Consider the following 11,950-nt stretch of genomic DNA (forward strand, 5'->3'; position numbering starts at 1 on the left):
CAACTTTTTACTGATACAGCAACTCACTGCCTCAAGCGCGATGCTCACGCGCCAGGTATTCATGAGACTGCATTTCCAGCAGGCGGCTCTGGGTACGCTCAATTTCGAACTCCAGGCGGCCTTCCGAGTAGATTTCGTGGATCGGTTTTTCTGCAGACAGGATCAACTTCACGCCACTGTCGTAGAATTCATCGACCATATTGATAAAGCGGCGCGCCGCGTCATCATTAGAACGCCCCAGCTGAGGCACATCACTTACCAGTACCGCGTGGAAAATTTTGGCCAACTCGATGTAATCGTTCTGGGAGCGCGGGCCTTCGCACAGCTCCTTGAAGTCGAACCAGACCACGTCTTCACAGCAAAGGCGGGACCGGATACCACGACCATTAACTTCGATCACCTCTTTCTCAGCCAGCTCCTCCAGGTCAGGCGCCAGACTTCTGAAGCTGGCGTTCAGACTCAGATCTGCCTGATCATCCAGTGGACAGTGATACAGCTCAGCCTGTTCCAGTGCACGCAAACGGTAATCCACACCGCCGTCAACGTTCAGCACTTCAGTGTACCTATTCAGCAAATCTATCGCTGGCAGGAAGCGGGCACGCTGCAGGCCGTCCTTATAAAGCCCATCCGGCACGATGTTGGAGGTCGCCACCAGCGACACACCGTTGGCGAAAAGCTGCTCCAGCAATCCAGCCAGAATCATTGCGTCGGTAATATCAGAGACGAAGAATTCGTCGAAACAGATAACACGGGCTTCTTCGGAATATTTCTTCCCGATCACCACCAACGGGTTTGGTGTGCCATCCAGTTCTTTCAGCTCTTTGTGCACACGCTGCATAAAACGGTGAAAGTGGGTACGCATCTTCTGCTCGAACGGCAGACTGTCGTAGAAGGTGTCCATCAAGTAGGTTTTACCACGACCCACACCACCCCAGAAGTACAGGCCCTTGATCGGTTCAACCGTCTCTTTCTTGAACTTACCGGACAAACGTTGCATCAGGCCTTTCTTGGGCTGAGCTTTTACCGCCGTCAGGTCATCGTACAAGCGTTGCAGGTTTTTAACCGCCATTTCCTGTGCCGGGTCGTAAGAAAAATCGTCCCGTTCCAGGTCCTTTTTATAACGCTCTAAAGGAGTCATAGCCGCCGCCCCACTCTACACATTGATTGTTCATTAAGCAGGGGCGCACTTTACCTATCTACGCACTATTTAGCAAATGCACAAAAGGTGTAAGCCATGCTATGACTGGGCTCAACCCAAACCCAACAAGCTGATTAACGGCGGTAGCATAAAGGCGGTAAAGGTACCGGTCATCCCCATCGCCAGGCCACCAAATGCACCGGCAATAGCACCATATTCAAAGGCGTACGCAGTACCCATGGCGTGCGCTGCAACCCCCAGCGAAAAACCTCGAACCGCCGGGTCATTTACACGCAATAACTTACAGACGTATGGCGACATCAGGCAACCAAGTGCCCCCGTTATCAACACTAATCCAGCAGTAAGAGAAGGATACCCCCCAATCTTATCGGCGATACCGATCGCAATCGGTGTGGTAACCGATTTAGGAGCAAGGGAAAGCAAGGTCTGCATGGATAGATCCAACCAGATCCCCACTGCGATTGCCGTCAGTGCCGCAACTAACGCCCCCGCAATACATGCCACCAACAATGGAATCAACATAGCTCGAACACGAGCCAGGTTATCGTAGAGCGGCACAGCCAAAGCGACTACTGCAGGCCCCAACAGAAAAGAGATAAACTGCGCGCCTTCCTTGTAGGTGTCGTAGGACGTGTCCGTTAACTTGAGCACACCGATGATCAACAGCAAGCCAACTACAACGGGATGCAGCATAGGTGTTCGACCGGCAAGCTTGTTCACCCATGATGCGAACATAAACGCCAGAATGGTAACGATGATCCACACCAGCGGAGAGGTTTGAAAGTGCATCCAGAGGTCCATCAACCCATTTCCTCCGACGCGTCATCCTTCACCTTCCGTGCATTCATCCACTTTAGAAGCAGCGTCACCAACAACAAGGTCACAAAGGTACTCAAAACCAATGCCACCAGAATGGCCACCCACTCTGCAGCGATCAGTTGGAAATGCACCATCAGCCCCACACCGGCGGGCACAAGCATCAGCGGCAGAATTGAGAGCAGCCCTTCTGCAGAGGTACGCAGGCCTCGCTCGACTTCTCCCCGCACCATTAAACCGATCAAAAGCAGCACCATGCCCACGACCGCGCCTGGCACTGGGATATCCAAGCTAAAAACGATAATTTCACCCATCAACTGACAGGCGATCAGAATCAAAAAACCTACTACCACCGCTATATCCCTTTCGCTTCCGTTGAATGCTAGAGCGGTAACGCCCCCATTAATTCGTAGCCTGCAAGGAGTGCAAACAGTATAAAAGCCGTCCCGCTCCCGCGCTGCACCCAGGTCATCGACAATCGCTGTAACAATGTACGCCCAGCCAACACCCCTAAAAGGGTCGTCCCAATCAGCGCCAGCGTTGAACCAAACCAAACACCCACTGCTGATTCAACGCTCGCCAGCCCGGCAACCGCCAACTGGGTTTTATCACCAAACTCTGCCAGGAAAATCAGCAGGAATACGGATACCAACAGATGTCTACCTACTTTACTGTCGCCATCATCCTCATCTTCGTCAGCACTCCTGAGCGCCTGAATACCAAACAACAAGAACAGCAGCGTCACGATAGCCAGCACAATCCAGTCCGGCACCCACTGGGCAACAAGCACTCCCACCGTAACCCCCAAGAGGTTAAGCGCAGCAAATGCCAGTATCGCGCCAATCAGTACCACTGCCGATCGATAGCGGGCAGCCAGCGTCATACAGACCAACTGACTTTTATCTCCAAACTCAGCAATAAATACCAACAGGAATGATTTAATGAGGGGCGCTAGAAGTTCCATCAAACTCTTTTCCAGACAAGTCGTAAGCGCGCATTATACGAACACTCAGGCACAACCGCACCCAAACGGTAGTCTTATAGTTACGAGAAACATGAGGCGAGATTGAACGTATTGGTCAGGACGTGAAGCTATTTGGAGCCGGCGAGCGCCAACTCCGGGCCGGCTGGAATTAGTGGTTATGCTGCTTCATCTTGCCCTGCGCCTCTTTCACCTTAGCCTTTACAGTTAACACTTGGCCTGCGGAAAATTTGATGGTTACCGGAACCACTTGACCTTTTTGCAACGGCTCTTTCAGGCTAATCAGCATCACGTGATAGCCACCGGGTTTCATTTCCACCTTGCCGCCAACCGGTATCTGAAGGTCTTTAACCTCAGACATACGCATCACGCCATCCACCATCGTGGTCTGATGCACTTCAACCACTTCGGCAACAGGACTGGTAGCCGATTCAATCTGAAGCACCTTATTACCGGTGTTCTCGATCTCCACGTATGCAGCAGAGTTTTTTGCCACCGGAGGCACCAGACGCACCCATGCACCATGCGCCATGACACCTTCCGCCATTACGTGTCCCGCACCGGCGTGAGACACACCGGACATTGAGATCGCCAGTGCTGCCGCACCTGCCAGGCCAATCATTTTGCGCATCATAATCGAGTTCTCCCTAAGATTTGTTGGCATGGTATCCGAGCCGTCCGATAAGCAAAAGCCAATGTGATGCGACCTATTGTCGCGCACTGCCCTGAATACACGCTGACCATTGACCTGGAACATTCTTACACACAATAGATTTGCTAATGATAATTATTACCATTACGATATGAAAAGTCACTGACGATTCGGAGCTAAGAATGGCGTATATCATCGATGCATGGCTGGACTGCCCTAAACCCTATCTCAAGGTACTGAACAGTATTTCGGGTAGAGAGGTGTTGAACTTTGATCGGAAAGAACTGGATCACCTCCTAGAATCCGGTGAAATCTGCCTGACTGAATTGATGACGAACGATCAGCAGGTATTAGAGGAGGTCGTCAGACAACTTGCCCTCTATAGTTGCCGCAAAGAGCTGTACAAGAAAGCTTTTTTGCGGTGCTAAAAACGAAAAAAGGCGGTTAAAAACCGCCTTAAAGTCTGCGTATCCGCCCTGGCAAAAAAGAAGCCCTCTCACGAGGGCTGAGCCAAGGGATTGGAAAACAGTGTGTTACAGCACCAGCCGACGGATGTCGCTCAGCAGGCCGTTAACGTAAGTCAGGAACTTACCGGCATCACCACCGTTGATTGCACGGTGATCGTAAGACAGGCACAGCGGCAGCATCTTACGTGGTTCGAACTCCGTGCCGTTCCAGCGCGGTTCGATATCCGCTTTGGAAACACCCAGGATCGCCACTTCCGGTGCGTTCACGATTGGGGTAAAGCCAGTACCACCGATACCACCCAGGCTGGAGATGGTGAAGCATGCGCCCTGCATCTCGTTTGGCTTGAGCTTGCGGTCTTTCGCTTTACCAGCCAGCTCGATTGCTTCCTGAGACAGCTCGTAGATACTCTTCTTATCCGCATCCTTGATCACAGGAACCATCAGGCCGTTTGGCGTATCTACTGCGATACCGATGTTCACGTATTTCTTGTAAACGATGTGCTCACCGTCTGCGTGCAGAGATGCGTTGAACTTCGGATGCGCTTTCAGCGCCATCGCGATCGCCTTGATCATGAACGGCAGCGGAGTCAGCTTAACGCCGGACTTAGCCGCTTCGTCCTTCATAGACTTACGGAACTCTTCCAGTTCAGTGATATCAGCCTTATCGAACTGAGTCACGTGAGGAATGTTCAGCCAGCAGCGGGACATGTTGTCGCGAGTAACTTTGGCGATCTTGGACAGTTTTTCAACTTCCACTTCACCAAACTTGCTGAAGTCTACTTCCGGGATCGGCGGAATGCCGGAACCACCGGTTACCGCTGCAGCTGCAGGCTTCTCAGCCAGCTGTTTCAGCGCAGCTTTAACGTAGGTCTGAACGTCTTCTTTCAGGATACGGCCTTTTGGACCGGTACCAGTTACCAGAGACAGTTCTACGCCAAACTCACGTGCCACTGCACGCACTGCAGGACCTGCGTGTACGGAGCGGTTTTTCTTCTCCAGAGAGTTCAGATCAACCGACTTGTCAGCTTTTGCTGCCGCAGCGGAAGCTGGCGCAGCAGCTGGAGCTGGAGCCGCTGCAGGTGCCGCTGCTGGAGCAGGCGCTGCTGCAGGCTGCGGAGCCGCTGGTGCTGGCGCACCTGCCACTTCCAGTTTCAGGATCAGATCACCTTCGTTACAGGTGCTACCTTCAGCCATCACCACTTCTTTAACTACACCACCCTTAGGTGCAGGTACTTCCATGGATGCCTTATCGGTTTCCAGAGCGATCAGACCGTCGCCTTCTTCGATGGTGTCGCCCGCTTTTACCAGGACTTCAACCACGTCTACATCGGTAGAACCGGACAGATCAGGTACCAGTACGTCTTCCACGCCGCCCGCTACCGGTGCAGCTGCGGGTGCTGCTGGTGCTGGCGCTTCAGCCGCCGGAGCCGCCGCTGGTGCTTCTGCTGCAGGCGCTGCTGCCGCACCACCCACTTCCAGCATCAGGATCAGGTCACCTTCGTTGCAGGTACCGCCTTCAGCCATGATCACTTCTTTAACTACACCACCTTTTGGCGCAGGTACTTCCATGGATGCCTTGTCGGTTTCCAGTGCGATCAGGCTGTCGCCTTCTTCGATGCTGTCGCCGGCTTTCACCAGCACTTCAACAACATCAACGTCTTCGGAACCGGACAGATCAGGTACACGCACTTCTTCAACTGCAGACGCTGCCGCAGGAGCCGCTGCAGGTGCTGCCGCTGCGGAAGCAGGTGCAGCAGCCGGAGCTGGCGCTTCTTCAGCAGCAGGAGCCGCTTCTGGCGCAGGGGCCGCGCCACCTACTTCCAGCTTCAGGATCAGGTCGCCTTCATTACAGGTCGCACCTTCCTGCATGATCACTTCTTTAACCACGCCACCCTTAGGGGCTGGCACTTCCATGGATGCCTTGTCAGTTTCCAGTGCAAGCAGGCTATCACCCTCTTCGATGGTATCGCCCACGTTCACCAGCACTTCAACAACATCAACATCTTCGGAACCGGACAGGTCTGGAACCAGAATGTCTTCAATATTGCTCACTTCGTTATCCTCCAATTAGCCGTTAGAAGTTCAATGGACTTAAACAGTCCAAGGCGCCGGTTTTTCCGGGTTGATGTTGAACTTCTGCATGGCCTTGGCAACGTCAGCAGCCTCAACCTTGCCCTCTTCCTGCAGTGCTTTCAGCGCTGCCAGGACAACGTAGTGACGGTTCACTTCGAAGAACTCACGCAGTTTGCTGCGAGTATCGGAGCGACCGAAACCGTCGGTACCCAGTACTTTAAAGTTACGTGGGATGTATTCACGCAGCTGGTCTGCGTACATGCGCATGTAGTCGGTAGATGCGATAACCGGACCGTCGCGACCTTCCAGACACTGAGTCACGTAAGACTTACGCGGCTCCTCGGTTGGGTGCATCAGGTTCCAACGCTCAACTTCCTGCGCTTCGCGACGCAGTTCGTTGATGGAGGTAGTACTCCAGATATCCGCTTCGATACCGTACTCTTCACGCAGGATAGTTGCTGCTTCGCGCACTTCGCGCAGGATAGAACCACAGCCCATCAGCTGCACTTTCTTCTCTGCAGACTTACCTTCTTCCAGCAGATACATACCCTTGATGATGCCCTCTTCAGCACCGGTTGGCATTGCTGGGTGAGCGTAGTTCTCGTTCAGCGTAGTAATGTAGTAGAAAACATTTTCCTGATCTTTGTACATGCGACGCAGACCATCCTGCACGATTACAGTCAGCTCGTAACCGTAGGTCGGGTCGTAAGATACACAGTTCGGGATCATCTGAGCCATCAGGTGACTGTGACCATCCTGGTGCTGCAGACCTTCACCGTTAAGAGTTGTACGACCGGAAGTCGCACCGATCAGGAAGCCACGTGCCTGGGAGTCACCTGCCGCCCAAGTCAGGTCCATGACACGCTGGAAACCAAACATGGAGTAGAAAATGTAGAACGGCACCATGGTGCAGTTGTTGTTCGCGTAAGAGGTCGCACACGCCAACCATGCAGAGAACGCACCGGATTCGTTGATACCTTCTTCCAGGATCTGACCGGTTTTGGACTCTTTGTAGAACATGATCTGGTCAGAGTCATGTGGCACGTAGCGCTGACCTGCGGAGCTGTAGATACCCAGTTGACGGAACATACCTTCCATACCGAAAGTACGTGCTTCGTCCGGTACGATCGGTACCACACGGTCACCCATGTTTTTGTCTTTCACCAGGGTGCTCAGCACGCGGTTCAGGGACATCTGGGTGGACATCTCACGCTTGCCGCTGTCTTTCAGGTTGTTGGAGAACACTTCCAGTTCTGGCGTTTCCAGCTTCTCGAATTCGGTACGGCGTACCGGGTAGAAACCACCCAGCTTCTCACGACGCTCGAACATGTACTTCATTTCCGGAGAGTCCGGAGATGGACGGTAGTACGGTACGTCTTTCAGCTGCTCATCGGACAGCGGGATATTGAAGCGATCACGGAAATCTTTCAGATCATCCAGCGCCACCTTCTTCATGGAGTGGGTGTCGTTTTTCGCTTCGCCGGATTTACCGGTACCGTAACCTTTGACGGTCTGCGCCAAGATTACAGTTGGCTGACCTTTGTGGTTCATCGCCTGCTGGTAAGCCGCGTAGACTTTGTAAGGGTCGTGACCACCGCGGTTCAGGTTCATGATCTCGTCATCAGACATGTCCTTAACCATCTCCAGCAATTCAGGGTACTTGCCGAAGAAGTGTTCACGGGTGTAAGCACCACCGTTTGCCTTGTAGTTCTGCAGCTCGCCGTCGCAGACTTCGTCCATGCGCTTCTGCAGCAGGCCTTTTTCGTCTTTCTCGAACAACGGATCCCAGTGACGGCCCCACAGACACTTGATTACGTTCCAGCCTGCACCGCGGAATACACCTTCCAGCTCCTGAACGATCTTACCGTTACCACGTACCGGACCATCCAGACGCTGCAGGTTACAGTTGATTACGAAGACCAGGTTCTCCAGCTGCTCACGGCCTGCCAGAGAGATCGCACCCAAGGATTCCGGCTCATCACACTCACCGTCGCCCAGGAATGCCCATACTTTACGGTCGGCACGGTTGATCAGGTTGCGAGCAGACAGGTAACGCATTACGTGCGCCTGATAAATCGCCTGAATCGGCCCCAGCCCCATAGATACCGTTGGGAACTGCCAGAAGTCCGGCATCAGCCAAGGGTGCGGGTAGGAAGACAGACCTTTACCGTCTACTTCACGACGGTAGTTATCCATCTGCTCCTCGGTCAAACGGCCTTCCAGATATGCACGGGAGTAGATACCCGGTGCGATATGGCCCTGGAAGAACACCATGTCAGCATCGTGCTCACCTTCGTTACCACGGAAGAAGTAGTTGAAGCCGATATCGTACAAGGTTGCTGAAGAGGAGAAGGAGGAGATGTGACCACCCAGACCTTCATCGTTGTCGTTGGCACGCATTACCATCGCCATCGCGTTCCAACGGATGAAAGAACGGATACGACGCTCCATGAACAGATCACCCGGCATACGAGCTTCATCTTTAGGAGCGATGGTGTTGCGGTACGGGGTAGTCAGAGTCGACTGGGAAGCCACACCCATATCAGTAGCTTTTTTACCCAGTTCACTCAGAATGAAACGCGCGCGGTCGTCGCCTTCACTTTTGGCAACCGACTCCAGGGCATCCAGCCACTCTTGCGTTTCTACAGGATCGATATCTTCGATGAAATCTTGCACTTTGCCTTCTCCACTCGGAATTTACGCAGAAATTCTTAAACAGCCCTAAAACGTGCGCCCCAGCAACCATGCTGCACCGCAACAAAGCCATCGTTATTTTTGTGTAGTTATTATATTTGTAGTAATACTACATAATCGTGACTACAAAGTCCACATTGTGTAATTTTTAGCCACTTCTTGTAGTTTTAATACATTCAAAGTTCAGGGGTAATATTCGCGCGTCTTAGTGCACGCTCTAGTCGAGTGTTTTCCTTCTGGCCTTCAAGCAACGCATCTTCCACATATGCCAGGTGATGGTGCGCCGCCTCGCGGGCCTTTTCCGGCTCTCCTGCCAGAATGGCATCCATCAGCACTTTATGCTGACAGTGAATCTTTTCGCGGTAGTCTGCTTTAGGATAGATGTTCTGCAAATTATCCCAGATATGCTGACGCAACAGACTGAACAGTGCTCGCATCATGTGCAGCAACACCATGTTGTGCGTTGACTCCGCAATCGCCAGGTGAAAATCCACATCCGCATACACTTCCTTATCAAACTGCTTAGTTTCGTGGAAATGCTCCAAATCAGCATAGCACTGTCTGATCGCTTCCTTATCTGCAGGCGTACTTCGTAGCGCTGCGTAATACGCCGTCACACCTTCAAGTGCATGACGGAACTCCAACAGATCGTACTGCGCTTCCGGATGCGTGCGAAACAACTCAAGCAAAGGATCAGAGAATGATCCACCCAGATCGTCAGAAACAAAGGTCCCACCACCCTGGCGACTGATCAGCAACCCTTTTGCGACCAACTTCTGCACAGCTTCACGCAGGGATGGGCGTGATACTTCAAACTGCTTCGCCATTTCCCGCTCAGGGGGCAATCGCTGCCCTGGCTTCAGACTGCCCTCCAAAATCATGGCCTCCAACTGCTCCATGATTACATCTGAAATTTTGGGCTGCTTAACCCGTTGATATGCCATGCAAAATCACTCCCACAACCGCATTGGTAAGACCAATAGTGTAATCGCTTCATCACGCCAATATCAAAAGACAAACAAACACTAGTAATCCAACCAACAGACCATTTAAACCTAAAATTGGTAATACCAATGCTATTGAATAAACCATATCTGATCAGGAATCAACCAAAACACCCTGAAAGCCAGAAAAAACACACAACCTAAAATACCCACAAAAATTGATTGACAAATTATCACCTATGAAAATAAAGTACAAAACCATCTGCTGGTAAATTGGTATTACCAATCAGCAACGAGACAAGCAGTAACCGTGACGGTTCTGTCCAAACAGTTCTAATAAAAACAACTAAACATCTAGAGGATGTGTCATGAAAAAGTTTGCTAAGTCCATGATTTCTGTAGCAATCCTGAGCGCAGCAGTGGCGAGCGTATCTGCTCCGGCACAGGCCGCTGACAAGATTCTGCTGAAAACCCCTGTAGCATTTGGTACTCACCTGCCAGCACTGGGCACACCAATCAAGTGGGTTTCTGAGCAGCTGAAACTGGTAAGCGACGGCAAAATGAAGATGAAAATCTACGAGCCGGGCAAACTGGTCAGCCCTCCTGAAATCCTGGACGCGGTATCCTCCGGTAAAGTGAACTCCGGTTACTCCACTGCGGGTTACTGGCAGGGCAAAATGCCGGCAGCAGCACTGTTCTCTGCAGTTCCATTCGGTCCGGAAGCGGGCGAATACATGGCATGGTTGTACTACGGCAACGGCATGAGCCTGTACCAGAAGATGTACGACAACGCAGGTTACAACGTTAAAGTGCTGCCATGTGCGATCATCTCTCCTGAAACCTCCGGCTGGTTCTCCAAGCCAATCGAAAAACCTGAAGACCTGAAAGGCCTGAACATGCGCTTCTTCGGTCTGGGCGCTTCCGTAATGGAAAAACTGGGCGTGGGCACTGTGCAGCTGCCAGGCGGTGAGATCTTCGGTGCGCTGGAGAAAGGTGCAATCGATGCAACTGAGTTCTCTCAGCCAGCAATCGACCAGCGTCTGGGTCTGCACAAAATCGTTAAGTACAACTACTTCCCAGGCTGGCACCAGCAGGCAACTGTATTCGAACTACTGATCAACAAAGACACGTGGGGCAAGATGTCCAAAGGCCAGCAGGCGATCGTAGAAACGACCTGTAAAGCGTCTATGACCAACGCGATCGCAGAAGGCGAATCCATGCAGTTCGAAGTTATGCAGAAAGCTGCAGACAACGGCGTAGAGATCCGCTACTGGAACCAGACCATGCTGGATACCTTCAAGTCCAAGTGGGATGAAGTGGTAGCAGAGAAAACTGCTGCGGATCCTTTCTTCAATGAAGTTTGGACTGACCTGAGCACCTTCCGTAAGGGTTACGATCTGTGGGAAGCAAACGCATTCCTGCCACGTGCTCAGAAGTAATCCAACAGCACTTCTGTAAGGCCAATGTCGTGAGACAGCGGTCTTAGCTCAACGGGCCTTCGGGCCCGTCTGCATTCCCAGGGAACGGGCCATAACAACAAAGACTGTGTATAAGGGTGGGTATTCCTGTGACTGAAAACGAAAAGCTTCCATCAGTGCCGCTGGCCGATGGCATTGATCGCTTTATTCAGCGCATCGGCTTAACCGTCGCCTGGGTGTATGTAGCCCTGGTTCTGGTTATTATTCTTCAGGTTATTTTGCGTAAAGGTTTCGCCAGCGGACTGATCGCGCTGGAAGAACTGCAGTGGCATCTGTATGCCGTAGGTGTGATGTTTGGTCTGTCATATGCGCAGACAACCAATTCCCACATCCGTGTTGACCTGTTCTATTCGAAGTTTCGTGCTAAAACCAAGCACCTGATCGAGATCATCGGCATTCTTGTTCTGGTATTGCCGTTTATTGCTATCGTCTTTTTCCACAGTCTGGATTTTGTCGCCGACTCCTGGCGTATTAACGAACATTCAGATGCTCCATCCGGTCTTCCGTGGCGCTGGCTGATTAAAAGCACCATTCCTATTACTTTTGCCCTGCTTGGTCTGGCGGTAATTTCCCGCCTGATCCGTGACTTTACGCTGCTGCTGCGAGGAGATGCTTAATGGACATCAATGAGATTCTTGTCATTGCGATGTTCCTGTCGTTCATCGCACTGTTGTTTACCGGTATC

The 11,950-nt window shown here is 52.0% G+C and carries 11 protein-coding genes; 3 read left to right on the forward strand and 8 right to left on the reverse strand.

Annotation, left to right across the window (positions count from 1 at the left end; genetic code table 11):
* Nucleotides 1–31: 31 nt before the first annotated feature.
* The 5 genes from zapE to QKW35_RS04650 all read right to left on the reverse strand — a co-directional run bounded on the left by zapE (nucleotide 32) and on the right by QKW35_RS04650 (nucleotide 3,591).
* A complete protein-coding gene (gene zapE, locus QKW35_RS04630; protein ID WP_282351070.1) occupies nucleotides 32–1,138 on the reverse strand; it encodes a cell division protein ZapE in 1,107 nt (368 codons plus the stop codon).
* A 111-nt stretch (nucleotides 1,139–1,249) separates the two neighbouring features.
* Nucleotides 1,250–1,960, reverse strand: coding sequence for an LrgB family protein (locus tag QKW35_RS04635; RefSeq protein ID WP_282351071.1), 711 nt, complete (start codon nucleotides 1,958–1,960; stop codon nucleotides 1,250–1,252).
* Nucleotides 1,960–2,328, reverse strand: a complete 369-nt coding sequence (locus tag QKW35_RS04640) for a CidA/LrgA family protein (protein WP_282351072.1) — start codon at nucleotides 2,326–2,328, stop codon at nucleotides 1,960–1,962. The genes QKW35_RS04635 and QKW35_RS04640 overlap by 1 nt, the downstream gene beginning before the upstream one ends.
* Before the next feature lie 29 nt (nucleotides 2,329–2,357).
* On the reverse strand, nucleotides 2,358–2,939 hold the full coding sequence (locus tag QKW35_RS04645) for a TMEM165/GDT1 family protein (RefSeq protein ID WP_282351094.1): 582 nt from the start codon (nucleotides 2,937–2,939) through the stop codon (nucleotides 2,358–2,360).
* 169 nt (nucleotides 2,940–3,108) lie between these two features.
* Complete coding sequence (locus QKW35_RS04650) at nucleotides 3,109–3,591, reverse strand: copper chaperone PCu(A)C (protein WP_282351073.1); 483 nt, start codon at nucleotides 3,589–3,591, stop codon at nucleotides 3,109–3,111.
* 200 nt (nucleotides 3,592–3,791) lie between these two features.
* Here QKW35_RS04650 and QKW35_RS04655 point away from each other — a divergent pair, with 200 nt between their 5' ends.
* Nucleotides 3,792–4,037, forward strand: a complete 246-nt coding sequence (locus QKW35_RS04655; RefSeq protein ID WP_282351075.1) for a hypothetical protein — start codon at nucleotides 3,792–3,794, stop codon at nucleotides 4,035–4,037.
* 105 nt (nucleotides 4,038–4,142) lie between these two features.
* Here QKW35_RS04655 and aceF read toward each other — a convergent pair whose 3' ends face one another.
* From aceF to pdhR, 3 genes are all read right to left on the reverse strand, one after another.
* Nucleotides 4,143–6,128, reverse strand: a complete 1,986-nt coding sequence (gene aceF, locus QKW35_RS04660) for a dihydrolipoyllysine-residue acetyltransferase (RefSeq protein WP_282351076.1) — start codon at nucleotides 6,126–6,128, stop codon at nucleotides 4,143–4,145.
* Between the two features lie 39 nt (nucleotides 6,129–6,167).
* Nucleotides 6,168–8,825, reverse strand: coding sequence for a pyruvate dehydrogenase (acetyl-transferring), homodimeric type (aceE, locus tag QKW35_RS04665; RefSeq protein WP_282351078.1), 2,658 nt, complete (start codon nucleotides 8,823–8,825; stop codon nucleotides 6,168–6,170).
* Nucleotides 8,826–9,019: 194 nt separating this feature from the next.
* Nucleotides 9,020–9,787 (reverse strand): pyruvate dehydrogenase complex transcriptional repressor PdhR, encoded by a 768-nt coding sequence (gene pdhR, locus QKW35_RS04670; protein WP_282351079.1) that lies wholly within the window; start codon nucleotides 9,785–9,787, stop codon nucleotides 9,020–9,022.
* Nucleotides 9,788–10,155: 368 nt separating this feature from the next.
* Here pdhR and QKW35_RS04675 point away from each other — a divergent pair, with 368 nt between their 5' ends.
* Nucleotides 10,156–11,226: a TRAP transporter substrate-binding protein gene (locus tag QKW35_RS04675; RefSeq protein WP_282351081.1), complete on the forward strand. Its 1,071-nt coding sequence runs from the start codon at nucleotides 10,156–10,158 to the stop codon at nucleotides 11,224–11,226.
* Between the two features lie 128 nt (nucleotides 11,227–11,354).
* Entirely contained in the window at nucleotides 11,355–11,882 is a 528-nt protein-coding gene (locus QKW35_RS04680; RefSeq protein WP_282351083.1) for a TRAP transporter small permease subunit, read from the forward strand.
* Nucleotides 11,883–11,950: the final 68 nt, after the last annotated feature.

This window comes from Pontibacterium granulatum (genome assembly GCF_029961155.1).
Taxonomy (GTDB): Bacteria; Pseudomonadota; Gammaproteobacteria; order Pseudomonadales; family Balneatricaceae; genus Pontibacterium; species Pontibacterium granulatum.

Excerpts from the sequence above, each read along its gene's own strand:
- zapE (WP_282351070.1), bottom strand. The coding sequence starts at position 1,138 with ATGACTCCTTTAGAGCGTTATAAAAAGGACCTGGAACGGGACGATTTT.
- QKW35_RS04635 (WP_282351071.1), bottom strand. The coding sequence starts at position 1,960 with ATGGACCTCTGGATGCACTTTCAAACCTCTCCGCTGGTGTGGATCATC.
- QKW35_RS04645 (WP_282351094.1), bottom strand. The coding sequence starts at position 2,939 with ATGGAACTTCTAGCGCCCCTCATTAAATCATTCCTGTTGGTATTTATT.
- QKW35_RS04650 (WP_282351073.1), bottom strand. The coding sequence starts at position 3,591 with ATGATGCGCAAAATGATTGGCCTGGCAGGTGCGGCAGCACTGGCGATC.
- QKW35_RS04655 (WP_282351075.1), top strand. The coding sequence starts at position 3,792 with ATGGCGTATATCATCGATGCATGGCTGGACTGCCCTAAACCCTATCTC.
- pdhR (WP_282351079.1), bottom strand. The coding sequence starts at position 9,787 with ATGGCATATCAACGGGTTAAGCAGCCCAAAATTTCAGATGTAATCATG.
- QKW35_RS04675 (WP_282351081.1), top strand. The coding sequence starts at position 10,156 with ATGAAAAAGTTTGCTAAGTCCATGATTTCTGTAGCAATCCTGAGCGCA.